Source organism: Dyadobacter sp., assembly GCF_017744695.1.
Lineage (GTDB): Bacteria > Bacteroidota > Bacteroidia > Cytophagales > Spirosomataceae > Dyadobacter.
The window spans coordinates 818,631-845,466 of record NZ_JAGIAS010000001.1; the positions used below are offsets into that span (position 1 = coordinate 818,631).

General features: G+C 52.1%; 20 protein-coding genes. 11 read left to right on the plus strand and 9 right to left on the minus strand.

All coding sequences use genetic code 11. From position 1 onward, the window contains the following. The first annotated feature begins 55 nt into the window (after positions 1-55). Complete coding sequence (locus J7619_RS03140) at positions 56-568, plus strand: heme-binding domain-containing protein (RefSeq protein ID WP_291193883.1); 513 nt, start codon at positions 56-58, stop codon at positions 566-568. 50 nt (positions 569-618) lie between these two features. On the opposite strand, the gene J7619_RS03145 is transcribed toward J7619_RS03140, so the two are convergent. Next, positions 619-3,030 carry a glycoside hydrolase family 9 protein gene (locus J7619_RS03145; RefSeq protein ID WP_291193886.1) on the minus strand — a complete coding sequence of 804 codons (2,412 nt, stop codon included), beginning with the start codon at positions 3,028-3,030 and terminating at the stop codon, positions 619-621. 298 nt (positions 3,031-3,328) lie between these two features. Between J7619_RS03145 and J7619_RS03150 the strand changes: the two genes are divergently transcribed. From J7619_RS03150 to J7619_RS03170, 5 genes are all read left to right on the plus strand, one after another. Beyond that, a complete protein-coding gene (locus J7619_RS03150; RefSeq protein ID WP_291193889.1) occupies positions 3,329-4,495 on the plus strand; it encodes a homogentisate 1,2-dioxygenase in 1,167 nt (388 codons plus the stop codon). 233 nt (positions 4,496-4,728) lie between these two features. Beyond that, on the plus strand, positions 4,729-5,856 hold the full coding sequence (hppD, locus tag J7619_RS03155; RefSeq protein WP_291193892.1) for a 4-hydroxyphenylpyruvate dioxygenase: 1,128 nt from the start codon (positions 4,729-4,731) through the stop codon (positions 5,854-5,856). A gap of 17 nt (positions 5,857-5,873) precedes the next feature. After that, positions 5,874-6,602: a phenylalanine 4-monooxygenase gene (locus J7619_RS03160; protein ID WP_291193895.1), complete on the plus strand. Its 729-nt coding sequence runs from the start codon at positions 5,874-5,876 to the stop codon at positions 6,600-6,602. 12 nt (positions 6,603-6,614) lie between these two features. Continuing rightward, complete coding sequence (fahA, locus tag J7619_RS03165) at positions 6,615-7,859, plus strand: fumarylacetoacetase (RefSeq protein ID WP_291193898.1); 1,245 nt, start codon at positions 6,615-6,617, stop codon at positions 7,857-7,859. A 72-nt stretch (positions 7,860-7,931) separates the two neighbouring features. Continuing rightward, complete coding sequence (locus J7619_RS03170) at positions 7,932-8,534, plus strand: TetR/AcrR family transcriptional regulator (protein ID WP_291193901.1); 603 nt, start codon at positions 7,932-7,934, stop codon at positions 8,532-8,534. A gap of 63 nt (positions 8,535-8,597) precedes the next feature. Here J7619_RS03170 and J7619_RS03175 read toward each other — a convergent pair whose 3' ends face one another. From J7619_RS03175 to J7619_RS32200, 3 genes are all read right to left on the minus strand, one after another. After that, positions 8,598-9,752 (minus strand): efflux RND transporter periplasmic adaptor subunit, encoded by a 1,155-nt coding sequence (locus J7619_RS03175; protein ID WP_291193905.1) that lies wholly within the window; start codon positions 9,750-9,752, stop codon positions 8,598-8,600. A gap of 13 nt (positions 9,753-9,765) precedes the next feature. Further along, positions 9,766-14,151 carry a CusA/CzcA family heavy metal efflux RND transporter gene (locus J7619_RS03180; RefSeq protein ID WP_291193908.1) on the minus strand — a complete coding sequence of 1,462 codons (4,386 nt, stop codon included), beginning with the start codon at positions 14,149-14,151 and terminating at the stop codon, positions 9,766-9,768. A gap of 109 nt (positions 14,152-14,260) precedes the next feature. Then, positions 14,261-14,596 (minus strand): DUF6660 family protein, encoded by a 336-nt coding sequence (locus J7619_RS32200; RefSeq protein ID WP_409012699.1) that lies wholly within the window; start codon positions 14,594-14,596, stop codon positions 14,261-14,263. A gap of 207 nt (positions 14,597-14,803) precedes the next feature. Between J7619_RS32200 and J7619_RS03185 the strand changes: the two genes are divergently transcribed. After that, entirely contained in the window at positions 14,804-15,175 is a 372-nt protein-coding gene (locus J7619_RS03185) for a hypothetical protein (protein WP_291193910.1), read from the plus strand. A 62-nt stretch (positions 15,176-15,237) separates the two neighbouring features. On the opposite strand, the gene J7619_RS03190 is transcribed toward J7619_RS03185, so the two are convergent. Further along, the gene (locus J7619_RS03190) at positions 15,238-15,705 is read right to left on the minus strand and encodes a hypothetical protein (protein ID WP_291193913.1); all 468 of its coding nucleotides are present in this window, start codon (positions 15,703-15,705) and stop codon (positions 15,238-15,240) included. A 152-nt stretch (positions 15,706-15,857) separates the two neighbouring features. Between J7619_RS03190 and J7619_RS03195 the strand changes: the two genes are divergently transcribed. From J7619_RS03195 to J7619_RS03205, 3 genes are all read left to right on the plus strand, one after another. Further along, positions 15,858-16,619: a hypothetical protein gene (locus J7619_RS03195; protein WP_291193916.1), complete on the plus strand. Its 762-nt coding sequence runs from the start codon at positions 15,858-15,860 to the stop codon at positions 16,617-16,619. Positions 16,620-17,034: 415 nt separating this feature from the next. Next, entirely contained in the window at positions 17,035-17,607 is a 573-nt protein-coding gene (locus J7619_RS03200) for a hypothetical protein (RefSeq protein ID WP_291193919.1), read from the plus strand. A gap of 250 nt (positions 17,608-17,857) precedes the next feature. Continuing rightward, positions 17,858-18,616: a hypothetical protein gene (locus tag J7619_RS03205; RefSeq protein ID WP_291193922.1), complete on the plus strand. Its 759-nt coding sequence runs from the start codon at positions 17,858-17,860 to the stop codon at positions 18,614-18,616. Between the two features lie 67 nt (positions 18,617-18,683). Here the strand turns inward: J7619_RS03205 and J7619_RS03210 are convergent, their stop codons facing one another. The 3 genes from J7619_RS03210 to J7619_RS03220 all read right to left on the minus strand — a co-directional run bounded on the left by J7619_RS03210 (position 18,684) and on the right by J7619_RS03220 (position 20,992). Beyond that, positions 18,684-19,235: a carboxymuconolactone decarboxylase family protein gene (locus J7619_RS03210; protein WP_291193925.1), complete on the minus strand. Its 552-nt coding sequence runs from the start codon at positions 19,233-19,235 to the stop codon at positions 18,684-18,686. Between the two features lie 205 nt (positions 19,236-19,440). After that, positions 19,441-20,502: a cobalamin-independent methionine synthase II family protein gene (locus J7619_RS03215; RefSeq protein WP_291193928.1), complete on the minus strand. Its 1,062-nt coding sequence runs from the start codon at positions 20,500-20,502 to the stop codon at positions 19,441-19,443. 97 nt (positions 20,503-20,599) lie between these two features. Continuing rightward, positions 20,600-20,992 (minus strand): hypothetical protein, encoded by a 393-nt coding sequence (locus tag J7619_RS03220; protein WP_291193931.1) that lies wholly within the window; start codon positions 20,990-20,992, stop codon positions 20,600-20,602. Positions 20,993-21,252: 260 nt separating this feature from the next. On the opposite strand from J7619_RS03220, the gene J7619_RS03225 reads away from it, so the two are divergent. Beyond that, complete coding sequence (locus tag J7619_RS03225; RefSeq protein WP_291193934.1) at positions 21,253-22,965, plus strand: hypothetical protein; 1,713 nt, start codon at positions 21,253-21,255, stop codon at positions 22,963-22,965. Position 22,966: 1 nt separating this feature from the next. Here J7619_RS03225 and J7619_RS03230 read toward each other — a convergent pair whose 3' ends face one another. Beyond that, positions 22,967-26,788, minus strand: a complete 3,822-nt coding sequence (locus J7619_RS03230) for a T9SS type A sorting domain-containing protein (protein WP_291193937.1) — start codon at positions 26,786-26,788, stop codon at positions 22,967-22,969. Positions 26,789-26,836: the final 48 nt, after the last annotated feature.

Consider the following 26,836-nt stretch of genomic DNA (forward strand, 5'->3'; position numbering starts at 1 on the left):
GCGACGCTATCGGAATTATTATGCATATTAAGACCTGATCTAATCACCATCGGACATGTTTAAAAAAATCCTGCTCGCCCTTCTGGCCGTTTTTATCATCATTCAATTCATCCGCCCCGAAAAAAATCTGTCCGACGACCAGTCGATGAACATCGCCACCAAGTATGACGTCCCGGCCGATGTAAAGAACATTCTGGAAGTAGCTTGTAACGACTGCCACAGTAACAAAACCGTTTATCCATGGTACTATAATATCCAGCCTCTGGCATGGTGGATGAACGAACATGTCGAAGACGGCAAACGGCACCTGAACTTCTCGACATTCACCAGCCTGTCTATCGCCCGGCAGAACCACAAGCTGGAAGAGACCGTGGAAATGGTGGAAGACGACGCCATGCCGCTCAAATCGTATACTGCACTGGGTATGCACCCGGAAGCGAAGCTAACCACCGCTCAGCGCGAGCGTCTGATCCAGTGGGCAAAAGCACAAATGGACACTTTGAAAGCCAAATATCCGGCCGACAGCCTGGTTATGCCTAAAAGAAACCCCGCTCCCGGCGCACGTTAGGGCAAAAGCGACGTGCAGCGCACATTCATGGACAGCTGCACGTCGCCCTCTCAGTTTTTCAGTATCCTTTGTGTGAAAAGCCTTTCACTCCCCTGCTCCACATTCAGCACGTACATCCCTTTGGCCATATTCGGGATCTGTATCCGTCCGCTACCATTGATATCGCGGCGCATGATCTCCACACCGGCCATGTTTATAACCTTCACAGTCGCTCTGCCAGTGTGCGGGGGCATTTGCAAATCCACGTAATCACCCAGCGGATTCGGTCCGATGCGGAACGCGACATCGCCGTTACGATACAGTGCGATGATTTTGGAATACTCAAACTGTCCGTCAAAATCGACCTGCTTCAAACGGTAATAAGTCGTCACCGCTGGCGCTTCCGTATCGGTGAAAGTATAATAATGCACCTGCGCCGAAGTAGCATTTCCCTTGACCTCCCCGACCATCCGGAAATCAGTCCCATCGGTAGAGCGCTCGATCTCGAAACGTTCATTGTCTGTTTCCGAGACGGTTTTCCAATAAAGCTGTGCCTGCCTGTTACCCATATCTTTCAGGTAAAAATCGGCCAATTCCACCGGCAGTGGGTCCTCGACGGGCAATGTCGAGTGCGCCAGCAAACGAATATACGCAGCCTGATAGTAAATGGCCGGTTCGGTGATTTCCCAGCTGTTGGTCGGCCAGCCGGTGTTGAAATCAAGGTAGCTTTTCTGACGCGGCTGACCGAAAGGGGGCGACTGGCCGCTGATCGTGTAGTCGGCATTAGGCCCGCCTACCACGTAACCCGGCGCCGGCCCATTCGGCGATGTCAGCGCATTGTCATAAATAGTACCGTCGTTGAACCACGTGTGGTAAATTTCGTTGGCACAACGGTCACCTCCTACCGCATACATATTGGACAAATACACCATCCCCTGCGGATTGACGCCATGGAAATAGTGAATCTGCTCCGCAGCCTTGCGGGTGAGGCTGGCGGCATTGCCCAGTCCGGCTTTAAGCATGCTGCGATTCACATTGGCATAGTCGGCCTTGGGCATATTGCTGCCCCAGTGATACGACCAGTCGGGCATGAACGCGCGGTAGAGATCGGCGGTGGTCCAACCGAAGAAATCGTTCCAATTGCCATCGACGGCCGTTCCCGCGGAGCTCAGAATGGCCGACGCGACCGTCGGGTTAGCGCCGGGAAGCTTGGCGTAACGCAGCAAGGCATCCTGTAATTCGGTAGCATCCACACCCCAATACCCGGAGCTCATGACATCGGTGCCTGCGTAGTTATTGACTACAAATTGATTGTAAACAGCATTCCCGGTCCGCTCAAAAAGGTAAATCGCGGCGATCACCATCATGCTCCGCTGCGGACCTACTGCCACATCGGCGTCACCTGATACAATACTTCCGTCGTCACAATTGGTTTGCAGGGTATTTGCATTAAAAAATGGCAACACATAATTGAAACAACTCGCTGCTTTCGCTTCGAGCTGGCCCGCATAGGCGGTTAGCGCGGGGATGCCCGCATACACGAGCGCCGCATGCGAGAACACCGAGGCGATCGTCGCAGACGCCGAGGTGCAAGTAGGGCCATAATAGCGCCCATCCACATTCACGCTTGGAGGCGACGAAACATTTTCGCTGTAATTCCGGCTGCCCATTTTGTTGTGCGTACTGCCATCGGCATTCGTCATTTTAAAAAGCCAGTCGAGCTCCCATTTCACCTCGTCGAGCAAATCAGGAATCCCGTTCTTGCTTTCGGGGATATTGAAATTGTCGGTAAAAACAGTTGGGTTTTCCTCGTAAGCGTAGAGCAGGTCGTGCAACGGGCTGTGTGTGAAGGAGACATATTTATTGTAGTCACCGGCATCGAACCAGCCGCCGGTCAGGTTCTTTTCCAGTGCCGCATTGCCCTGGTCATACACGTACCGGCATTGCTGGTCCTGCAATGCATTTATGAAATTATTGCCGTCGGTCCATTTGCTTTGCGCATACGGCGCCGCCTTCGCCATGTTGCAGCGGTTGTAATAGAACATTTTTACGGCAGCCAGCATCACATTGCCGTATGGATTGGGGGTAATCTCAAAAACTGCGGAACGCTGGTTGCCCACCGGATCAAACACATAATAAGTACCTGTGGCCGTCAGTGCCGAAAAGTCGAACCACCAACCCTGGTCACCCGAATTGGCCTGGGTACTCCCGCTATTCCAAACGGTAACCGGCCCCGTGAACGCCACTGCATGGGTGATACTATTACGCACTTCCATCGTCGCGGGCGGTGTGTAGCTCAATCCGGCATTGTATCCTACGATCGGATTGCTGAGCACTGCCACCTTTTCAGCCGCCGGCGCATAACCGAACTGGTCGACGTGAATGAACTGGCTGATCTGCGCGACTCCCCTCGAGGACAGCATCAGGCTCAGTAAAAATGCAAGAATACCCTTCACGGGTAAATGGAGGTAATGTTTCCTCATGGCTAAAATGGTTTGATTAAAATGAAAACGCTGTGTCAGGAATAACAACAGAGCCGGCAAATGCCTTTTTTCAATTAGGATGGGAGTCGTTTTTCAGTGCTTTTCCGGACTAGTCGGACTGAAATACATTCAAATTTATTCTTAATATTTTATAGAACAAATAGCGACTTGACCTAGAATTTATTAACCGGAGGTACTTTTTTTAATTTTAAAATAATACAAAAAATTATTCAAATATTGATTTGTTTTTCCTATAATTGCATAAACAACTATTGGCTAACTTACAATCGAGAAGCACATGCCGATCTATCAACAACTAGGAACCATTCCGCCCAAACGGCATACGCAGTTTCGCAAAACCGACGGCGGACTTTACTATGAAGAACTCTTCGGGACCATCGGTTTCGAAGGCATGTCTTCCCTCCTCTATCACACCTGGCGCCCCACGCAGGTGAAATCGCTTGGTGAGCCTTACGATGTCACGCCGCGCATTGCGGTAGCCAACAACATGACTATGCGGAAGCTGATCGGCTTCGACGTAAAACCCGCTGCCGATTACCTCGACAGCCGGACACCCCTGCTTGTCAACCGGGATCTTATTCTGGGTCTGGCCGCTCCTTCCGGCGAGGCGATGTCCTATTTTTATAAGAATGCCGACGCCGACGAACTGCTTTTCGTCCACCGCGGCGCTGGGAAGCTGCGGACCCCGTTCGGGCAGGTGCCGTTTACTAATGGCGATTATGTGTTGATTCCCAGAGGCACTATTTACCAGATCGAATTCGACGGGCCGGACAACCGCTTGCTGTACCTCGAGTCGCACACGCCGATTTACACGCCCAAGCGATACCGCAACCATTTCGGACAGCTTACCGAGCATTCGCCCTACTGCGAACGCGACTATATTCTTCCGCGCAACCTCGAAACCTACGATGAGCACGGGGATTTCCTGATCAAGATCAAAAAGCAGGGCCATATTCACCCCGTAACCTACGAAACCCATCCGTTCGATGTTGTCGGCTGGGACGGCTACAATTACCCCTGGGCCTTTTCGATCCATAATTTCGAACCCATTACCGGTCGCATTCACCAGCCGCCACCGGTACACCAGACATTCCAAACCGACGCATTCGTGGTCTGCTCGTTTTGCCCCAGGCTGTACGACTACCACCCGCTGGCTATCCCGGCGCCATACAACCACAGTAACATCGACTCCGACGAAGTCCTGTATTATGTCGACGGCGATTTCATGAGCCGCAACGACATCGCGCAGGGACACATCACATTGCACCCCGGCGGCATCCCGCACGGCCCGCACCCGGGCGCGTACGAAAGGAGCATCGGCAAAAAGGAAACCCAGGAGCTGGCCGTGATGGTCGATACCTTCCGCCCCCTGATGCTGACCGAACAGGCGATGGCGATCGACGATGGGAAGTACTTTAACAGCTGGGCGGAGAATTTTGAATGAGCCGCCGTGGAACGGCGAATGAGTGAATGAATGAATGAATAGCCAAGAATAGTCATGTATTGTCAGGCGTTGTCACTTGGATCTCTTTTCAACAATCTATCCGGGTATTAACCTTATTCAAAATCCACACATTCACTCATTCACTCATTCACTCATTCAATCATTCAATCATTCAATCATTCAATCATTCCCCGTTCCACGGCGGATCATTCAATCATTCAATCATTAACGCCATGTCCACACTCACAGCACATCCGCCACTACCGCCAACGACCGACTTCCTGCCGATTAACGGCACGGATTACGTCGAACTTTACGTCGGCAATGCATTGCAATCGGCGCATTATTTCCGGAATGCATTCGGGTTTCAGCCGCTTGCCATGGCTGGGCTTGAAACAGGCCTTACCGACCGCGAATCCTACGTGGTGGTGCAGGACAAGATCCGGCTGGTTTTCACTTCCCCGCTGCACGGCGGCACGGCCATCGGTGCGCACATCGACCGTCACGGCGACGGCGTAAAAGCCATTGCATTATGGGTTGATGATGCCAAAACCGCCTACCGCGAAACCGTCAACCGGGGCGCCCGACCGTTTCTGGAACCGGTAACGGAGAAAGACCATCACGGTGAAACGGTCAGATCGGGCATATGTACCTATGGCGATACCGTGCACGTTTTCGTGGAAAGAAAGCATTATGATGGCATTTTCCTCCCGGGATTTGTGGCCTGGCAACCTGAACATTCACCGGCGCCGCTAGGCCTGCGGTACATCGATCACATGGTCGGGAATGTGGGTTGGAACGAAATGAACCGATGGGTAAAGTTCTACGAGGATGTGATGGGGTTCAAAATGATGGTTTCTTTTGACGATAAAGACATCTCGACCGAGTATTCAGCACTCATGAGCAAAGTCATGAGCAACGGCAATGGGCGCATCAAATTCCCGATCAATGAACCCGCCGAAGGTAAAAAGAAATCGCAGGTGGAAGAGTACCTCGACTTTTACGGTGGTCCCGGTGTGCAGCATATTGCTGTTGCCACCGACCATATCGTGGAAACCGTGCGTGCTTTACGCGACCGTGGGGTGGAGTTCCTCCGCGTACCCACTGCCTATTACGACGACCTGCTCCGCCGTGTCGGACATATTGATGAGGACCTGTCCAGCTTACGCGAGCTTGGTATTCTCGTCGACCGGGACGACGAAGGTTACCTCTTGCAGATTTTCACCAAGCCGGTCATGCCGCGCCCTACCCTGTTTTTTGAGATTATCCAAAGAAAAGGCGCCCAATCGTTCGGCAAAGGCAATTTCAAGGCATTGTTCGAAGCGATCGAGCGCGAGCAAATGCTTAGGGGAACACTTTAACACAAACCTTCCCAACCATGAACCAGGCTTATGAACAATACAGCAAAGCTGACCACCAGATGTGGAAACAGCTTTTCGAACGGCAAATGGAGCAGCTTCCGCACATTGCCAGCCGCGCATATCTCGATGGGATCGACAAAGTACGGTTTGTGCCCGGTCATATCCCGCATTTCGAACATGAAACCAACCCGGCGCTTCGCGCATTGACAGGCTGGGAAGTGTATGTGGTCCCCGGGCTTATCCCCCACCGCGAATTTTACACGCATTTATATAACCGCCAGTTCCCGGCGACAAGTTGGCTCCGCAAGCCGGAACAAATCGATTATCTCGAAGAACCGGACATGTTCCATGACACCTTCGGGCATGTGCCACTGCTGAGTAATCAGGCATTCTGCGACTTTATGGCGCATTTAAGCGAGGTTGCATTAAAGCACATCGACCAGGAGGAAATTCTGCAGCGCATTTCCAGGCTATATTGGTATACCGTCGAATTCGGGCTGATCCGTGAAGAGGGTGCATTAAAAATTTACGGCGGCGGTATCATTTCTTCCTCGGGCGAAAGCCGCTATTGCCTGGGCGATGATGTTCCCAAGATCGATTTCGACCTTGCCCTCGTACTCGACACTCCGTATCATATTGATCGCTACCAGGATCATTATTTTGTAATCCAGTCCTACGACCAGCTTTACGAGTCGGTGACGGGCATCGAGCCACTACTGGAAGCTTACCTGACGCAACAGGCTTAAATCTCCAATGCGATGCGACAATCCTGGCTTCCAATCCCGCACGATTCCGACTTTTCGATTCACAACCTGCCTTTCGGCATATTCAGTGACGAGCGCCCTGCCCGCGCGGGACTAGCCATAGGCAATTGGGTCGTAGACCTGGCCGCAGCCTATGCCCTGAATATGTTCCCGCAATACCCCGAAGCCGGGAATGCATTCCGGAAACCCGTGCTGAACGACCTGATAGCACTCGGCCGCGGTTTTTCCGAATATGTACGTAAAATCATTCAAACAGCATTATGCGACGAACAGTCGGACCTGAAACAGCTCGCCGATCACCTGCTTATCCCGCAGAAAAAAGTACAAATGCATATGCCGCTCAAAGTCGGCAACTACACAGATTTCTATTCGAGCGAAGAGCACGCATTCAGCGTTGGAAAGCTATTCCGGCCCGACAACCCGCTGTTCCCCAACTGGAAACATCTGCCCGTCGCATACCATGGGCGCGCATCTTCCATCGTCGTTTCGGGTACGCCGGTACCGCGCCCCCGGGGCCAGACCGGCCAGGCCAACGGCACGCCGTCCTTCAAACCGACCAACGCACTGGATTACGAACTGGAACTGGCGTTTGTAGTCGGTAAAGAATCGGTGATTGGCCAGCCGGTTTCCATTGAAGAAGCGGAAGACTACATTTTCGGCATGCTGCTTTTCAACGACTGGTCGGCGCGTGACATCCAGCGATGGGAATACCAGCCGCTGGGGCCATTTACGAGCAAGAATTTCGCCTCGGGCGTTTCTCCATGGATCGTCACCTGGGAGGCGTTGCAACATTTCCGCATACCCGCACCGGCGCAGCAACCGGAACCGCTTCCTTACCTGGCCCATTACCCGCGTCAGAACTTCGACCTTTCCTTGTCGGTCAGTATTAACCCCGGAAGTTCGGAGGAATTTTTAGTATGCCAAACCAATGCAAGCGGCATTTACTGGACTGCCGCTCAGCAAATCGCCCACCATACCGTCACGGGTTGCAACCTGCAAACAGGCGATCTGCTCGCCACCGGAACCATCAGCGGCAGCGGTATTTCCCAGAAAGGCTGCTTGCTGGAAGCTACCCTGAATGGTACACAGCCTCTCAAACTCCGAGACGGCATTGATCGGCGCTTTCTGGAAGATCACGACGAGGTGATCATGCGTGGCTTTGGACAAAAGGGCGACGTCAGGGTCGGCTTCGGGGAATTAAGGGGCAAAGTCCTTCCTGCTATCCGTTATTCTTCTTAATCGTTCGATCTTTAAAGTAAATCCCTTTCTTTACCGCTTGTAAAAATAAATACCAATTGGTATATTTGTTACATGAACGTAGGAACAACCAAGGCCGAGCGCACCCGGAATTTCATCATCGAGAAAACCGCCGAGATTTTCAACCGGAAAGGTTATGCGGGTACCTCGATGTCGGACATTACCGAAGCAACCGGCCTCACGAAGGGCAGCATTTACGGAAATTTCGAAAACAAGGAAGAAGTAGCGCTGGCAGTATTTGAATATAACCGGTCGCTGGTATTCAACACCGTGCAGGCGGAGCTGGAAAAGGCAGAAACTTATTTTGATAAACTAATGGTATATGGTCACGTGTACAGAGATGTGATCACCAGCGTAGGCAATCGCGGCGGGTGCCCGATCCTGAATACGGCAGTGGAGGCGGACGATACCAATGTCCCGCTGCAACTGTGTGCGGCCAAGGCACTATTCAGCTGGAAAAAGAACATCGTCGGGATTATCGAAAAAGGGGCCGAAGCCGGCGAATTCCGCCAGGGCGTTAATGCCGAGCAAATGGCGGTTTCCATTATCGCGTTGATCGAAGGCGGCGTAATGTTCTCAAAGGTCACCAACGATTACGGCAACATGGATCATGTATTGGCCACGGTACAAGCGCTCGTAAGGGTCATCAAAGCATAATCAACCGACAGTCGCACTGCGGCAGTTCGAATGCCGCAGTGCGACTGTCGGCTGATCAACAGCTTAGTGCCCTTCCTCCTCTTCCGAGTTTTTCAGCTTTGAAAGCAATGCGTAAGCCCCCTTCAAAACGAATTGAGGGCTTTCATTACCTCCTGCGGGCATTTTCACTTCTGTAAAACCATTTTCCGAGATGCCTTTGGCAACCTCGACCATATCAAAACTCCTTTCGCCCTTCGGGTCCTTTACAAAAACATAGGATTTTCCCTCGAAATCGACCACGGCTTCGTCGGGTAATGCATTCACGGGATTCGCACCGGTTTCGATAATAGCTTTCACGAAATTCTGCGGGAGCAAGCCGTTTTCCTCTTTTTCCAGGTGGCAGTGTACCCGTACGGTTCGATCATCATTAATTTTCTGATTGATGAGGTAAACTTTGGCCAGATCTTCCTGCGCCGGGTTGTTGCTCACGCGGAACCGCACCAGTTGCCCCAGTTTTATTTTTGGAATATCTTGTTCAAAAACAGACAGTTCCACATGCAAGTGGTCCGTATCCACGATCTCGAACATTACGTCGGTCGGGTTCACGTATTTACCCAGGTTCACATTCACGACCGTCACCGAGCCTGTGATAGGCGAACGAATGGAAGCAATACTCGTGATATTCCCCTTTTCCAGCCCGGCCAGATCTACGCCCGCCGTACGTACGCGCTCCTTCAAACCCGCCAACCGCGCACGCAGCATTTTCAGCTCGGAAGCCGACTGCTGTAATGCTTTTTGCGCATTCACATTCTCTTTGCTGAGGTCGCTTTGGCGCTGGTATTCCTGCTCGGCATATTCCAGCTTGCTGCGTGTTTCGAGGTAGTCCTGCTGCATAGGGATAAAATCGGGGTTTTCGATCACCGCCAACACCTCGCCTTTTTGCACTTTCATACCCTGCAAAAGTTCCGATTTGCGTACAAACCCGCCCAATGGCGCGGAAATACTCACCAGATTCTGCGGCGGAATGTCGATTACCCCGTTGGCAGCGACCGTCCCGCTTAGCTTCCGGACAGAAAAACCGCCTGTTTCGACACCGGCCGTTTCATACTGTGCTGCTGTGAGTTCTACATGGCTGGTTTCCTCCGCTGCATGCTCCGCTTCGGCGGCTTCCTTTTCGTTCCCGGGCTTGCAGGCGGCTATGCCCAGGAGAAACACCAGGCCTATCGCTATATTTTTCATTGCTATGTTCAGATTACTGCTCATTTAAAAGATATTCTATTTGAATAACCGATTGATTGTAGACATTCAGCAAATCGAGCCAGTTGAGGCGAATGCTCAATGCCCGGTTCCACGCCTGACCGTATTCGATATACCCTATCTCGCCCGATTCGTAGGCTTTAGTGGCATTGCCTTGAATCGTACCGGCCAACAGGAGCGAACTCGTTTCGTATAGTTCGAGGTTTTGGCGGGCCGTTTCCAGGTTGCGGATCGCCTGATCCAGGTCGCTTCCCAATCTCAGACGAGCAGTTTCCACCTCGTTTCTCGCCACCTGCTCGCCTATTTGCGAGGCTTTGATTCTCGCTTTGGAAGCACCATTGAAAATCGGCAACTGCACGCCTACCTGCACACCCTGAAAGCGTTTACCAGAGCCATAGAAGACTTCGCCATTACCTGTGTTTTGAAAACCCGTCAGCGACTGGTTGAAATACCCGATATTAAACTCCGGCAAGAGAGCGGCCTTTTGTAGGGCCGTTTGTCTGCTCCCGATTGCCACCTGCTGTGCGAGATAGCGTAAGTACGGATGCGCGCCCAATGCGGTGGTGTCGGGCGCAGGTACCGCGAGGTTTCTTCGTGTTAGCGAATCGGTTTCGGCTTCGGCAAGCGTATTGCTGTTTACCAAAGTCTGCAATGCGCGTTGTAAATTGCGCAGATCGCCCTCATTCCGGATCAGTTGCGCACGGACATCGCCTAGCTGGCTTTGCGCCGTAACATATTCCAGCTGATTCGTTTCTCCGGTTTTGAAACGCATTTCGGCCGCTTTTACAAAACGCCCGGCACGAAGAAGCTCGGCATCCAGCAGTTTTTGGCGGGATTTGAGCAGAACCTGTTGCTGATAATTGATTTTAACCTCTCTCACCAGTTCCGCTTTGGTAACCTCCATGGCAGCCATCGCACCGTTCACTTCCTCGGCCAACAGCGACTTGCGTTTCGCTACCGCCGCGGGGTTCGGCAAATTTTGGGATAAAAGAAAATGGTTGTCAAACTTGACACTATTGTATTGGCCTCCCATCCATGCCAAATCCGTTTTCCCAGGATCGCCGGCCGTTTTCACCATCGCCTGCTGATAACCAATGCGATACAAGTCACCTTTAACCAACGGATTACGTTCCAATGCCTCGTCAACGGCCTGACGGAGCGTAATTTTGCAGGTCGGCGATACCTGCTGGGCGCTCGCACGATCCGGCCATAGCATCACCAGCATAACAACAGCCGTCGTTACGGCCATCTTACCGCCCCGGCCTGCTCCCCAGCGCTTTTCGACGATCCCGTACCAAACCGGAAGGACCAGCAGAGTAAGCAACGTGGCCGACACCAGCCCGCCGATCACCACGGTGGCAAGCGGACGTTGCACCTCCGCCCCCGCGCTCGACGACAAGGCCATGGGTAAAAACCCGAGCGATGCCACAAGGGCAGTCATCAATACCGGGCGCAAACGTGTATCGGTCCCCTCGAAAATCACTTTGCGTAAATCGGTCTCGCCTGATTTCCGGAGCAGGTTAAATTCCGCGATCAGTACGATGCCATTTAGCACCGCCACTCCGAACAATGCGATGAAGCCGATCCCGGCCGAAATACTGAATGGCATGTCGCGAACCCAGAGCGCCAGCACGCCGCCAACCGCCGAAAATGGAATGGCCGTGAGTACCAGCAAGCTTTGCCGCAACGAGTGGAATGTAAAATAGAGTAATACAAAAATCAGCAGCAATGCCACCGGCACCGCGACAGCCAGGCGGCTGTTGGCTTCCTGCAAATTCTGGAACTGTCCGCCATAGGTCACAAAATACCCCGGCGGCATTTTGATCTCCCGATCGACGCGCCCGCGCAGCTCATTCACTATACTTTCCACATCCCGGCCGCGCACGTTGAATGCCACGGTAATGCGACGTTTGGCATCCTCGCGCTGGATCTGATTCGCGCCGGCGAGCATTTCGATGGTTGCAATCTGCCCGAGCGGCACTTGCTGACCTTCGGCATTGGTAACAAACAAGCCACGGACGTCGTCGATACTCCTGCGATCGGCTTTTTGCAAACGTACCACGAGGTCGAAGCGCTTCTCCCCTTCAAAAACCAGCCCCGCGCCAGCGCCGGCAAATGCGGTATTCAGCGTGCGGTTGGCGTCGGCAACCGGAATGTGAAACTGCGCCAGTTTATCGCGATCGAAGCGCACGACGATCTGTGGCAGGCCTGTTACGGACTCTATATAAATATCTTCTGCTCCGCGCACTTTGCTCGCCAGCTTGCCTATACGCGCCGCCTGACGTGCAAGTTCGTCGAGATCTTCTCCGAAAATTTTGACCGCCACGTCTTGTTTCACCCCCGTCATCAACTCGTTGAAACGCATTTGGATGGGCTGCTGGAAACCGAAGGTAACCCCGGCAATAGACTCTGAGAGTACCTCCTGCATTTGCTCCGCCAACTCCTCCCTGTTTTCGGCCTTTTTCCAGCGCGATTTTTCTTTCAGGATAACCATCATATCTCCGGCTTCGACAGGCATCGGGTCGGTGGGTATTTCGGAAGAGCCGATCTTCCCGACAACTTCCACCACTTCGTCGGGAAAATGCTTTTGCAGTACGGCGGCCGCCTTCCGTGTGGCGTCGATGGTTTCGGAAAGCGAGCTACCGGTGAGCACGCGCAGTTCTACCGCAAAATCGCCTTCATCCAGCTGCGGGATAAATTCGCCCCCCATGCGGGAAAAGAGCCAGACACTTCCGCCAAGCAACACGACTGCGACCAACGAAACCAACCGCTTCCTGCGTAGTGCAAAATCCAGCGCCGGCAAGTAAATGCGCCGGAAAAAGCCGACAATCCGATCGGATATGCCCGGTTTGTATTCGTTTTTCTTGCTCAAAAACAGGGCCGACATCATAGGAACATAAGTTAATGAGAGAATAAATGCACCCAGAATTGCGAAACTGACCGTCTGCGCCATTGGTCTGAACATCTTGCCTTCGATGCCGACCAGTGCCAGTATCGGCAGGTAGACAATCAGGATAATGATCTCCCCGAACGCAGCCGAATTCCGGATTTTCGACGCCGATTCGTACACTTCGCGGTCCATTTCGTCCTGCGTGAGGCGATGCGTGTACCGTTTGGAAACAATGTGGTGCAAGGTGGCTTCGACGATAATCACCGCGCCGTCGACGATCAGCCCGAAATCAATCGCCCCAAGGCTCATCAGGTTACCCGAAACACCGAAAAGGTTCATCATACTGACCGCAAAAAGCATGGCCAACGGGATCACCGAAGCCACCACCAGCCCGGCCCGCATGTTTCCCAGCAGCAGTATCAGGACAAAAATGACGATCAGCGCACCTTCGATCAGGTTTTTCGAGACAGTGCCAATCGCATTGTTGACCAGTTTGGTACGGTCCAGGAATGGCTCAATCACGACCCCCTCGGGCAAGCTCTTGCGGATCTGCGTAATCCGCTCTTTCACATTACCGATGACCTCCGAAGAATTGGCGCCTTTCAGCATCAACACCAGCCCTCCTACCACTTCGCCCTCGTCGTTGCGCGTCATGGCGCCATACCGCACGGCACTACCGAAACCGACCTCGGCGACGTCGCGGATAAGTACCGGCAGGCCGGTTGCTGTTTCTCCCACCTGGATTTTACGAATATCGTCCAGCGAGCCTATCAACCCTTCGCTTCGGATGAAGTAGGCATTGGGTTTCTTGTCGATATAGGCCCCGCCGGTATTCTGGTTATTTTGTTCCAATGCTTCGAAAATACGGGCAATGGAAATTCCCGCGCTCCGGATCCTCAACGGGTCGATGGCGATTTCATATTGTTTCAAAAAACCGCCAAAACTGCTTACATCCGCCACGCCGGAAGTGCCCAGCAGCTGTCGCCGCACGATCCAGTCCTGAATGCTGCGCAGCTCCATAGGCGAGTACTTGTTTTCAAAGCCCGGTTTGGTATGCAATACATATTGGTATATTTCGCCCAAACCTGTGGTAACGGGCGCCAGGCTCGGCGTTCCTGTGCCGGGGGGAATCTGCTCCACGGCACTGTGCAACCGCTCCGAAACCTGCGCACGTGCCCAGTAAACGTCAACGTCGTCTTCAAAAACAATGGTTACGACCGACAATCCGAAGCGCGAAATCGAGCGGATCTCTTCGGTGTGCGGAATGGTCGCCATCACCGTTTCAACGGGGAAAGTCACCAGCCGCTCCACCTCCTGGGCGGCCAGCGACGGGCTTGTAGTGATGATCTGCACCTGGTTATTGGTAATATCAGGCACGGCATCAATGGGCAGCCGGGTAAGGGAGTACGCCCCCCAGGCCACCAGGGCAAGTGTGAATATTCCGACCACCAGCTTGTTGTGGATCGAAAAATGAATGATTTTATCTAACATTTCTGATTTAAAATGAATGGATATGCCGCGTTACACCGGATGCTTGAATGCAACAGGCGAACGACTTGTCCGGTAAACAGCCCACGCGGAACAGCCCGCGGAGCACGGATTATACCCTTTCCTGAGGTGGTTGCCAGATTCCGGCCATATCGCCGGTATACAGAATCTGGAGATAGGAGAAGCCTGCCGGTGGCATTAGCTGGGAGACAGCGTTTTCGGGTAGAGCGGCAACGGTTGTACTGATGGTCACACTCGCGCAACACGCACATATGCAGAAGGGCGAACACAGGTCAAGCGCTTCCTGGTGAGCGTCGGCACCAGCCGCAACGAACGCTGTGACTTTCTTGCCGCTGCTATCGGGCAACTGCCGAACCTCGTCCTGGCACGGAATGCAGGAGAGCGCGAGCACGTAAAACGCCAACAGATATGCGACAATGACCTTCATGCCTCAAAAGTAGGAGAAATGCGAATGCAACAGGTAGGCAAAAACAAATTCACGGCAAGTAAGCAATGCATTACCGTTAATCAGCCGTTAATACCGATAGTAATTTAGTTACTGAAAATATAACATTGACGGGATTACAACGTATTTGCTTTTTTCTAAATTTGACACCATTCCATTCAGTAACCAATCGCAAAAACCATCAACACAATGAAAGTAAAGTATTTGCTAACCATGATCCTGGCCGTTACGATCTTCGCAGTAACCGCCAAAAACCTCAAAACAGCCAACGACCTTGTCGGAACCTGGAAATATACCGTTTCCAACGTGCCACCAGAGTATGAAACGGGCTTTATGACGTTCGAACAGAAGGACGACAAAACGACCGGTTACCTCGGCCAGCAGGAGCGTATGGAAATGAAGGAATTGACCATCGACCAGGGCAAAGTGACCTTTAAACTGGATTTCCAGGGCGGTATCCTCACTGTGACCATGACGCAGGACGGCGAGAAACTCACCGGTACGATCGTTTCGCAAGACGGCGAATTCCCGATCACGGCCACCAAAGAGCCCGCGAAATAAGGGTTCTGCAAATCATTCAAAGAGCCGGAAGCATCACTGTTTCCGGCTCTTTTATTTCAATATCACTTCACCCGCACGTACTTCTCGATGTTCAATCGCTCCACACCGGCCGCTTCCACCTTCTCGACGCCGCGCTGTATCAGCGTATCGTTCTGAATCGAAATCGTGAAGTGAAACTCGTTCCCTTCCCATTCGCGCGCGGTGCAATATTCCAGTTTCTCGGTGTAGGCGCTGTCTTTCAGCGTGTAGGCACCGCCGCCGGCCGAGAAGCTCGCAGTAGAATCCTTGCCTTTGTTCAGATCATGCTGCAAAAAGGCGAAATGACTGCCATTAATGACTTTAATGAAGGAAACTTTCCGGGTATAATCCGTTACCGTCGTGTCGCCCTTTTCGATCAATGTGCCGCTCAGGAGTTTCCACGTACCTTCGAGTTCCGATGAAGTATTTTTCCGGGCTTGGGCCTGCTCTTTGCGGTCACAGGCTACAAAAAGGGATGCGGTAAGAAATAATGCGGTCAAGCGTGTTTTCATAATATCGGTTAAGGCTGAGATTGGGATTAAAATTATTCACCGGCGTGCCCAAAGTGTGCAAAAACCAGCTATTTTCATAACCTCGAAGCAAGAAATCAACGTCCACCATACAACTGGCCACCAAGATTGTCCTTTACCCAACTGGTATCAATATGAAACACTTGTTCGTTTTCTACCTGCTTGACGTCTTCCTATTACTGGCAAGCGCCGCCTACGCACAGGTCGGGATTGGCACCACCACGCCTCATCCCAGCGCGCAACTCGAAATCGTCGCCACCCAAAAGGGATTACTTATCCCCCGGATGGGCCTGACCGAAAGGACCGGAATCGCAACACCGGCAACCGGGTTGATGATCTACCAGACCGATAATGACCCAGGTTTTTACTACTTCGATGGAATTGCCTGGGCAAAAGTGGGAGCTATCAAGAATCCGGCCGGATTTTCTGCAGTGGGAAATAGTACACCTGCATTCGTTCCCAGCACGGGCCGCATCCAGATTCCGTGGACGCAAATATATACCTCAGTCGGTTTCCTTGACATTCCTGCATCGCGCTTTACGGTTGGTGAAAATGGCTTTTATAAACTATCCGCCGACATCACTTACGACGCCGAAAGCGGGACCGGAAATCTCCCCCCCAACTCGAATCCTTATATTGCCATCCGCAACGCTTCAACATCGCAGGTTTATGCCAAAACCAAGTTCCCGGTTACGGATATTGTTATACCGCCAAGCAGCAAACTTCGATCGATCCCTTCCGCAAGTACCCTTCACATTGAAGGCACTGCTTTTCTTAACGCAGGAGACAGCATCGAGCTTTATTATGATCAAAGCGCTTCGGGAATGTCATTTTCGGTCAACAGTGTGGATGGCCCCCCTTTTGCGCATTGGTCGGTGCTCAAAATCGCGGACTGACCCGCGAATAAGCAACCCTTTTTACCCTTACCGCCCTGCGCACGCAGGAGCACCTCCGCTTCCTGCGCATTACGCTTACTCCTGCACGCAAGCACCACATGTGCGCCCGCTTCGAAAAGTACTAATGCCCAGCCCGCTCTCCCCGCTCGTCTCCCATCAATAACCAGCCTACACCATTAATTCACTTACAAATTTACATACGGCTCAGAGGTATTGCTTTGCATCCAGATAATCCTGTCGCAAAATGTAAATCAGTTCTCACAAGATGAATGTAGTGCAAAAATTACCATTTAGCCTGTCGCTGGCCTGTTGCATAATGATGAGTGCTTGTTCGCAGGAAGACACCCAGGTCCCACAGCCCCAAACAGAAAAAGTACCCTCAACCGCGAACCTGAAAGTAAATGCAATACCAGTAATGCCTCCCACTGACGGGCCTGCCGGGCTTGGTGTTTATGCAAATGGCTGGTTCAAATTCGTCAACTATAAGCCCGATGACCTTCATGAGCACGCGGCGGGAACTTCCACACTGACGCACGCCTGGGGACACCCTGCTATGCCCTGGCTGAAACCGCTTCCTGAGCCGGTACCGAAAGCGGGAAACTTTTTAACATTCATCAGACATGAAAATGTGCTCGGCGCAGGCATACAAGGCCATTCCCAGGTAAGGACCATTATTAAAAATTTGAAACCAGGGAAGAAATACTCGATATCATTATACGGAGCTTCATCGATCGGAATCGTCAATGGCCTGACTACGCAATATGCCGATGCAATCTATATTCTGACCACCGGCACAAACGTAGGCTATGCATATATTGACCTGGCGGGATTAAAGGCGCAATGGAAACACCGCATTTTAACATTCCAGGCTACCGGTACTACTGCTACGTTCCTTTTTGGCTGTTTAGGTCCGGGTGGCAGCCTTCCTAAACAATACTATTATTATGGTCATCTCTTTGTCGATCTAGACTCGTTACAGGAGATTTGATTCTTCAACATAACCGCATAGTTGAGTTCCAGGAATAATCACATATATGAAGTCGCAAACCAAAGTAATGTTACATATCCTGCTGCTCCGGCAATTTTATTTCTACGGTTTGTAATCAATACAAAAAAGCCTTCTACCAGAGAAGTAACCACGCATTACCGTTGATTCATTTCTCACATTCTCTTCTAATTTAACCGTGTTGCTTTGCAGCCAGTTAGAATCTTTTTTTCACGTAAATCAATTTTCAAAAATGAATTTAGTACAAAAATTACCATTAGGTTTGGCGCTGGCGACTTGCATAATGATGAGTAGCTGCTCGCAAGAGGATGTGGCGCAGCCACAAAAAAACAAAATGGAAAACGGTTTTAGCAGCGAACGCGGAGGAGGGCCTTTGCAGGGAGTTCCTCAAATTCCAGCCACTGACGCTTCTCCGGGGCACAACGTATTCGCGACAGGATGGATAAGAGCCATTAATGCCAGCCCTGACGATTTGGAACTATACGCAGCAGGAACCTCAACTAAAACTCACTTATGGGGTGATCAGAGTTACCCATGGACAAAACCGCTACTTCAACCATCAGGTTACAATAGCAATAAAACGAACAATTTTGTCACTATCATGGCGCAAAGTAAGGTCATCAACGGATCCGCAACAAATTCAAAAGCTATTTCAAAAATCAAAAATTTAAAGGTCGGCAAAAAGTATGCAGTGACCATCTCCGTGGCTAGTACTGTTTACCTCAGGAATGGAGAACCTACTCAATACGCACCCGCTGCTATGATTCAAATTCCTGGAACCATAGGCGTCAATTGGGGAATAACAAAGTTTGATCTGAATGGGAAACAGGCGGAATGGGTCACCAAAACGATTGTTTTTGAGGCACAGGACATCGAGGCGCAAGTATTTTTTGCCAGCTATTTTGACGAGCAATACACTGATTCTCATGACAAGTATCTTACCTACATGCATGCCTTTGTAGCTGAAAATGCAATAGTCGAAATACCTTAAAATATCTTTGAAGTAAGAAGTAGTCCTGAGCAGGCCAATTTGGCCTGCTCAGTTTGCTTAATACTCATCACTCGTACCCGCGTACCGCCGAATACCCGTTCGCAATCACATTCACGGCCCTGGCGCGGTACACGTCCGGATCGGTTGGCGCGGTGGTGGCAAGGCCGTCGACATACCGGTTGAACATGCAGAACGCCGCGGCGATGAGGACGGTGTCGTGGATCTGCCGGTCGTCGGCACCGTGCTCGCGCGCCCGGGCGATTTGCTCAGCGGTAACGTGCTTCCCTCCGCGCTGAACACTGCCCGCGATCGACAACAACGCTTTCATCCGCTCAGACAGATCCGTCTCCGTAAAATTCTCCTTAACACTTTTGACAAACGACCAGTCCTCGTCTTCCAGATAAGCGCTGGCAATGGCGCCATGGATGGTTTGGCAAAAAAAGCAATCGTTCTGCGATGAAACGTAAGTACCGATCAGCTCGCGTTCACCGCGACTTAATCCTTCGTCGGAACACATCAGCGCGTTGGCTAATGCATTCATCGGCGCTGCGGTGTGAGGACTAAAACGCATCGGGCCCAGGATGCCCGGAAAACCTTTCTCAAATTCGATATGTGGCATTGGTAGAAGTTAATGAGTGAATGAAAGGTCAGATTTGGTCAGTGTTGTCAAGTATTGTCAAGTATTGTCAGGTGTGGTCAGCAATAGTCAGGCATGGTTAGATATGTTCAGGAATAGTCAGACATAGAGTCAAATCAGTATCTAACAATAATTGACAATACTTGACTACACCTGACAATACTTGACTACACATGACAATCGAAGATTAAAGCCTCGCTTCCGCCAGCTTCGTACCTTCTACCCGCGCGCGGATCTTTTCGAATGCAATCTCTCGCGCTGTTGAAACGTCGTCGGCAAAGGGAGAAAAGCCGCAATCGTCGGTAGATCCGAGCTGATTGAGCGGGATGTATTCGGCGGCTTGCAGCAGTAGGTCCCGGATTTCTCCCGGCGTTTCGATCCTGGGGTTCAGAACATCCGTTACACCGAGAAAAACACGTTGCCCTGGCCTGATATTCTGCCGCATCGATTCCAGAACCGACACTTTGTCCTTCTCCCCGGCATATTCGAGGTAAAAGTTACCCGCATTCAATTGGAAAAAGAGCGGTAGCAAATCCTGGTAAGGTACATCTGCGCTGTGCGTGGAGTCATGGTCGCCACCCGGGCAGGTATGGATACCTATGCGGCTCCGTTCTTCGGCCGTAAAACGATCGAGAACCTGGTTATTAAGCGAAATAAACTGTTGCAAGAGTCCCTGGCTGGGATCCAGTTTGAGGGCTAGCCTGGCTTCGGTGAAATCGATCTGAACATTGTAAGCGTGCTCGCTCAGGCATTTACGGATATCGGCTTCCACCTGATCGAGCAAATCGGCGATAAACTGGCTTTGCGGATAACCGTCGATGCCGGCTGCCGGGTATAACAAACTCATCGCCGATGCCGAAATAACGGCCTGCTTTACCGGCAATGCGGTATGCTTGCGTGCTTCCCGAAGATAGTCCACCGCGAAATTGCGGTAACGGAACGGTCCGGACGTCAATACCGGAAGCTGCCGCGTATGCCCATCCTCGAACGGGATCACTACTCCACCGCCATCGAGGTTCAATGCGCCGTGGATCGGATAGGTAGCGAAGCTGGGCTTACTCTGCTCGCCGTCGGAGATAACCGGCGAACCGGTTCCCTCCAGGGATATGATGGTTTCGCGGGTGGCCTGCGAAAACAGCCGGGCGAGGTCGTCGGAGGAAATTTCTGCTTTGGTATAAGCCTGCATAGCCTGTTGCAGGTAAGCGGGGCGCGGAATGCTTCCGATCGGCTCGGTAGGAATATTTGCCATTTTTTGAAATGATAGGGTGAATAAATAGGGTACACATGCATGTACGCGCACACTGCCAGGCACGTGTGGTCCCGCAGTGGCAATGCACTAAAGTATATTACCCGATCATTTCCGGTGGAGGGGTGGCGCGGTTGAATACGCCGGCCACCAGATCATAAAATGGTTCTACAAAACAGACTGTCCCGTGAAGAAGGGCCTTCACTCCTACCCACTCTCCCTGGGTGTCAGTGCCAGGCAAATAGGTTTTCGCTAAATCCCCCAACGTTTTCAACACGCTTCCCAGCGGCGTGAGCGGCGTTTTGGCAAGCTGCATTTCCTGCACGCGCTCCGACAATTCCGCAAACCGGTGCCAGGCAGATGCTTCGGTCTGTAATGTTTCGTTTCGCTCAGTCGTCCCGGCCATTTTGCCCGCAAAAAGCACGGCTACTGACCACCCCAGCGAATGGGACAGCAGCAGTATTAGCAAGCCGAGGCTGACAAACGTTTTCATAAACAAGGAGATCTAGCTTAAATCTACAAGAATGCCGTGTTATTCCTTGTAGCAATTATTTATTTTATCTCAACAAATCATCAAAAAATACCTTTTTACGCCCAACATTTTGCGAAGTATTGCTGATCGGGGCCATGGTCACAAACTAATTCTATAAAAAACTTCTATGTAACCGTCAATGATTAGTATTAAATTTACCAGGGTAAACCCTTTATTCGCTGATCAACAAGCTGCCGCAATCGACTTCGGCGTACTGAACCATGAACCGCTTCTTCTCTATCCTGTTCTCACTGGCATTGATGGCGTCAAATGCGGGCAACGCCTACGCTCAATGGGAACATTTACTGCATAAAACCTATCGTCAGCGTTTCGAAAGCCTTAATGATATCTACATCCAGATACTGAATGACCGCGACACGACGTCCGCATTCGCTTCGCTCACGTCAATGAGGAATTTTGCAACCCTGCACCACGATAGCGATCTGGAACTCGAAGTCGACCTGCTCAAAGCGTATTATCTTACATTCTGGCACAAAAGTCAGACTGTGCGCATTACGGGCATGCTGCAAGATCTCTCGGAAAGAGCCGTGGCTCAGGACAATATCGAGATCAACGCACGGGCGCATAAGGTGCTGGGCGACTACTATTGGGCGGATGTAAAGAACTACGAGCTCGCGTTCGAAACTTTTATCAAGCAGGAAGCGCTGCTGAACAAAGTCAACACAGACGAATTGCCTGATAAAACCTATCACCTGACGAACATTGCACACGCCTACCACAATTTTTCGGATTACAAAAAGGCATTGTCGCTTTTCAGGCAGGTGTTAACCCTGAAATTCAATCCGGACATGCATGCGGGGCACAATTCCGCGCTTCACACGATTGGGGTCATTTTCCGCCAGCAGGGCAATCTCGATTCGTCCGACCATTATTTCAGACGGGTGATCCGCAGGGAAGCGGAAGGTAACTATCAGTTTTGGGCGGCCATCGCGAAAGGCGGACTCGGAGAAAACGCCTATATACGAGGTAATTATACGGAAGCCTTACCGCTATTACAGGCCAATATCGACGAGGCAGTGGTACAAAAAGACTTCGGCCTGGCTGCCGAATCGCTCATCATCCAGGCCAATATTTACCTGAAAAGCAACGCATTAGACAAAGCCGAACAACTTGCCTTGCTTGCCCGGCGGTATCTGACCTCCCCCAACCCCGACCGCTATCGGCATTTCCAGGACCTCTACCCGATCTTCGTGAAAGTTTATGCGGCACGTGGCAATGCCAAACTCGCCGGTGCGTACCTCGATTCGGCATTACTTGCCCGCGACAGCCTGACCAACAAATACAATGCAAAACTTCTGATGCGCGCGCACCAGAAGATCGATATACAGGAGCACCGTTCGGAAATGGAGAAGGCCGACTCGGAAAAGAAGCTCAAAACCATCGAGCGAAACCTGTCGCTCGCACTGATGCTGATCGTCGCGGTAGGTTCGGTGTATATTTATAGCAATCAGCGCAAAAGGCACCGGCAAGCGCAGCATTTAAAAGAACTGAAAATCAAACAAAAAGAACAGGAACTCGAAAACGCGACTTTACAGCTGAACGATTTTGCCCGTAATATTTCAGAGAAAAGCAGGCAGATAGAATTACTGGAAAACAAACAGGGCCCCGATGCCGAGGCCCTGTCGCAATTGCGTAAAAGTACGATCCTGACACAGGAGGATTGGGATTATTTCAAAAAGCTCTTCGGCAAAGTTCACGGCGATTACCTCCATCGGCTGCGCGAGAAGTTCCCCGACCTCACCCAGGGTGAAATGCGCTTTATTGCGCTCTCCAAACTGGGTTTAGGTTACCAGGAAATGTCGGCGACGCTGGGTATCAGCAGCCATGCAGTGCGTACGACCAAATACAGGCTGCTGAAAAAAATCGACGTTCCCGACGACCGCAGTCTGGAAGAGGTAGTGATGCATATCTAACCTATTCGATCGCTACTTTTTGGCTTTGAATACCCGCATTGTCTTGTACGCGCAGGAGGTAAATGCCCTTAGGCAAATCGCCGACGGGTAGATCGGCTTCTCCATTGGTCAGTTTTCGGCGTGCAACGACTGTACCCTGCGCATTCAGCAGTTCCGCATTGCCTGTAAGCCGATTCGCCGCGACGGTTTCGACTTGCAGAACGGTGCTCGCCGGATTAGGATAAACCCGCATTCGAACGACCTCTCCCTGCTTCACGGCCGCAATCTGGCTGTAAGCGAATGAACCGTCTAGATCGATCATTTTCAGCCGATAGTAATTCGCCCCCGCGAGTGGTCGATAGTCGGTGGCAGCATAGCGGTGCCCACCGCTGCCATATGCCCGGGGTTGATCGGGCAACACTTCCCAACGGCGCGCATCCGCACTGCGGTGTATTTCAAAATGGCTTGTATTCACCTCTTCGGCCGTCAGCCATTCGAGTTGAGTGGTATTTTCCACCGCTTTTCCGGAAAAGCTGACCAATTTCAAGGGTAACGGATCGGCATTACTCACAAAGAACCCGCTGAAACCGGTTACATCGAAACTGACCTCCCAGCGGCTCAGGTTTTCATTCCAGACAATGTCGTTGTCGTCGGGGTTGATCGTCGTGGTATCGCCGCTGTAAGTGCCGGGTTGTCCGGTCGCGCTTGTACCGTGGAACTGGATTACCAGGATATTAGCCTTGCCCGTACCATCGAAGGCCGATGTTGGGAGCTTCGCGCCGCTCCCGCTGGCATTGAATGCGTCAAATTCGGATTGGGTAAAAAACAATTTGATACGCGCCGTTGCATTATCCGCATTACTGGAAGGGAGTATTTCGTAGTGCCGCTGCACAAATCTTAACGGACCTGCCGTGATCACACCTGCATCCACAAACGCCTTGGCATACACATTCCCGCTCACCGGCGTGGCGCCCGCAGGCGTCACCTGCGTAATGACCCGACAGCCTGAGACCAGGAAACCGGTGGTACTACCTGCTGTGATCGATTGCAAAACATTATCCCCGTTTTCGGACAGGCTACTGCCGTCGCGGTACGACTGCTGCTCATAGGCACCGATATCGGTCGCTGCATCGAAAACCCTGGGTCGAAGGGTAACGTCGGTTGCGGGAAGCCCGCCCGGGTCTATCCCCGCATTGATCGCCGGACTGCAGGGCAATGGTCTCAGGCCATCGTCAGCCGTCATCCATTTGTTATCCGCACCATCGGGGTCGTTCTGGTCTGCGAAAAGAATATCCGAACTGAGGTTACCGGGTCCCGCGTGCCCATCCTGTACCAGCGTGTAGAATACCCCCGGCGTCGCACCCAGGTCAAATATGCCGGCGCCTTGCGGGCTGTTGTTGCCCCATATGGCGTTATTACCAAAAATCGGACGGGACAGCAGATAGTTGAAAACACCACCACCTTGCACTGTTGCGGAATTACGTGCGACGGTGCAGTTCAGAAAAGTCGCCCCTGTGTTATATCCATTGAAAATACCGCCGCCGCTGCCATTCGTGGCCGAGTTGTCGCTGATGATGCAATTACGGAATCCCGGGGCGATGCCCTCGCCGGCCAGCATCAGGCCTGCTCCCTGGCCGGCTGTATTGCCTGCGATAACACAGTTGGAAATCACCGCGGAGGAAAGGTACATCACCATCCCGGCACCTTCCGTTGCGGGAATGGATACGCCGCGTATGGTAGGGCTGATGCCTGTGCCATTGGCATTCCCGTCGCGGACAACAAAGCCGTCCAGTTGAGCACCAGGGCCGTTATTAACCGACACAACCGTGTGATAGGAATTATCGGAATTGTCTCCCGAACCGAGGTTACCGGAAAGGATTGTCTGATTGGCACCCGGATTGCGTTGCGACAGTGCTGTTTCAGTCCCGGCAAATCCGCCGTAAATAGCCAGATTGTCGAGCAGGTAAAATGCATAATGCCGTACGCCGAAAAGCACCTGGTTATAAGGTGTACTCGTCGGAACGTAGGTTCCGGCTTTCACCCAGATTTCGGTAATGCCCGAACAGCCCGACGCCGCATTCAATGCTGCGCTCAGGCTGCCGATGGCGTCGTCCCATCCCGAACCTTCTCCCAAGGCACCTGCCGCCACGTACAACCGGCCGGCAATGACATTCAATGTTGCGCTGTTCGAGGTAGTATTACCGCACGAGTTGGTCACCTTCACTTTAAACTGGTTGCTGTGATCGCCGGCTGCAACGTTGAACACCGTCAAAGTCGCCGTCTTCGTTCCGCCGTATTTACCGTCGTCGGAAAGCGGCGTATCACCGCGGTACCATTGATATGAAGGGGTTTCAAAACTGTTGGCAGTTACACTAAACGCAATTGAGGCGGAGCCGGCGCAGGTAACGACTTTAACAGGATGCGTCGCGATCCCCGGGGGCATTCCGGTCACAATAGCCGTCCGCGCGTTAGGATCGGTAATCGTCAGGTAACCCGCCATTACATTGACGCTCCCGTTTCCGACGCCGTTGCTGGTATAAATGGCCGTCGCCTTTCCATTAGCCTGAATACTGCTTTGCGCGGAAGAAATACTACCATTTTCGGCGCTGAAACTGACAGACAAGCCTATCAAAACGCCTAGGTCACTTACTGCCAGCGCATTACCCGCCGAATTGGTCAGAAAGCTGGCGGCCACCGCTGTTTGCATTTGCGAACCGGCACAAAGGGAAGCGTTCGTCACAACCGGTTTCAACACCAGCCATGGGCTCGTGGCCAGCGTCCCGCCGCCTACGGTCCCGATTATCCGCGCACGCTCGCCGCACGTCCCATCGGCTTGCGGATTGGTGTTGCAACCCCACCAGTTGTTGGTCGCCGTGACGGCACCATCACCGAACTTCCTGATCGACAGCGCCTCTTTGACGCCGGCGTCAATAGTGTTCCCAGAAAACGAATTGTATTGAATATTAACAGGAAAACTGCTGGAAACAGAAATAGCTCCGCCTTCGCCGCCACTGGTACTAGGCCCGGCACTGTTGTTCACAAAGCGGTTCTTCTCGATTTTGGTATAAAACGCAGGGCTTTGCGCGGAATAACTGGCTCTCAGCCCGATAGCGCCACCCGACGTCGCAAATCCGGCCGTTACTGTATTGTTGGAAAAAACGCAGTTCGAAACGGTGGCGTTGCCCGAAACAGGGACCGATCCGCTGCTATAATAGTCGATCGAGATCGCTCCCCCTGTGCCGCTGCCGGACGACGGATCTGTGACCACCGCATTGTTGGTGAATGTGCAATACTCGACGGTCAGGGTACCGCCTCCGGACATACCCAGAGCGCCTCCGCCCAGAAAATCGGTCATATTATTTTCAAACGCGCAATTACTGATGCTGATAACATTGTTGGGCCCGCCGCAAAGGATCGCCCCGCCACCATAGTGATCGACCGGGTTCTTGCCATTGGTAAATTGGATCCCCGAAATCGAAACTTGTACGTTCTGTATCGTCCCTGGCGGGTTGATCAGGAAAATGCGGTCCTGCATAGTGCTTGTCATGTTGATGATCGTCGAACCCGGCCCCGCACCGACAATCGAGATATTTTGTGCCTGGTTTCCGAATACGATCGGTCCCAGCGTAAGGTTATACGTCCCCGCCGGGAGATTAATGGTATGTGGCCCGCCACCCAGGGCATCCGCAGCCAGAATGGCCCCACGCAGCTGGGAAGTTGCGGTACCATCCGTCGTCTGGGTCACGTTGAACGTATCTGCCGCCACCGGAAAACACAGGATGGCCAAAAGCAAACTCAACACAGCAGCCGTCCATCGCATTTGTTTGGTAAATAATAGCTTCATAGGAATGTTCGGAAAAGAATATAGAGGAGGGCACGCTGCCGGAAAAGG

Excerpts from the sequence above, each read along its gene's own strand:
- J7619_RS03140 (WP_291193883.1), top strand. The coding sequence starts at position 56 with ATGTTTAAAAAAATCCTGCTCGCCCTTCTGGCCGTTTTTATCATCATT.
- J7619_RS03145 (WP_291193886.1), bottom strand. The coding sequence starts at position 3,030 with ATGAGGAAACATTACCTCCATTTACCCGTGAAGGGTATTCTTGCATTT.
- J7619_RS03150 (WP_291193889.1), top strand. The coding sequence starts at position 3,329 with ATGCCGATCTATCAACAACTAGGAACCATTCCGCCCAAACGGCATACG.
- hppD (WP_291193892.1), top strand. The coding sequence starts at position 4,729 with ATGTCCACACTCACAGCACATCCGCCACTACCGCCAACGACCGACTTC.
- J7619_RS03160 (WP_291193895.1), top strand. The coding sequence starts at position 5,874 with ATGAACCAGGCTTATGAACAATACAGCAAAGCTGACCACCAGATGTGG.
- fahA (WP_291193898.1), top strand. The coding sequence starts at position 6,615 with ATGCGACAATCCTGGCTTCCAATCCCGCACGATTCCGACTTTTCGATT.
- J7619_RS03170 (WP_291193901.1), top strand. The coding sequence starts at position 7,932 with ATGAACGTAGGAACAACCAAGGCCGAGCGCACCCGGAATTTCATCATC.
- J7619_RS03175 (WP_291193905.1), bottom strand. The coding sequence starts at position 9,752 with ATGAAAAATATAGCGATAGGCCTGGTGTTTCTCCTGGGCATAGCCGCC.
- J7619_RS03180 (WP_291193908.1), bottom strand. The coding sequence starts at position 14,151 with ATGTTAGATAAAATCATTCATTTTTCGATCCACAACAAGCTGGTGGTC.
- J7619_RS32200 (WP_409012699.1), bottom strand. The coding sequence starts at position 14,596 with ATGAAGGTCATTGTCGCATATCTGTTGGCGTTTTACGTGCTCGCGCTC.
- J7619_RS03185 (WP_291193910.1), top strand. The coding sequence starts at position 14,804 with ATGAAAGTAAAGTATTTGCTAACCATGATCCTGGCCGTTACGATCTTC.
- J7619_RS03190 (WP_291193913.1), bottom strand. The coding sequence starts at position 15,705 with ATGAAAACACGCTTGACCGCATTATTTCTTACCGCATCCCTTTTTGTA.
- J7619_RS03195 (WP_291193916.1), top strand. The coding sequence starts at position 15,858 with ATGAAACACTTGTTCGTTTTCTACCTGCTTGACGTCTTCCTATTACTG.
- J7619_RS03200 (WP_291193919.1), top strand. The coding sequence starts at position 17,035 with ATGCCTCCCACTGACGGGCCTGCCGGGCTTGGTGTTTATGCAAATGGC.
- J7619_RS03205 (WP_291193922.1), top strand. The coding sequence starts at position 17,858 with ATGAATTTAGTACAAAAATTACCATTAGGTTTGGCGCTGGCGACTTGC.
- J7619_RS03210 (WP_291193925.1), bottom strand. The coding sequence starts at position 19,235 with ATGCCACATATCGAATTTGAGAAAGGTTTTCCGGGCATCCTGGGCCCG.
- J7619_RS03215 (WP_291193928.1), bottom strand. The coding sequence starts at position 20,502 with ATGGCAAATATTCCTACCGAGCCGATCGGAAGCATTCCGCGCCCCGCT.
- J7619_RS03220 (WP_291193931.1), bottom strand. The coding sequence starts at position 20,992 with ATGAAAACGTTTGTCAGCCTCGGCTTGCTAATACTGCTGCTGTCCCAT.
- J7619_RS03225 (WP_291193934.1), top strand. The coding sequence starts at position 21,253 with ATGAACCGCTTCTTCTCTATCCTGTTCTCACTGGCATTGATGGCGTCA.
- J7619_RS03230 (WP_291193937.1), bottom strand. The coding sequence starts at position 26,788 with ATGAAGCTATTATTTACCAAACAAATGCGATGGACGGCTGCTGTGTTG.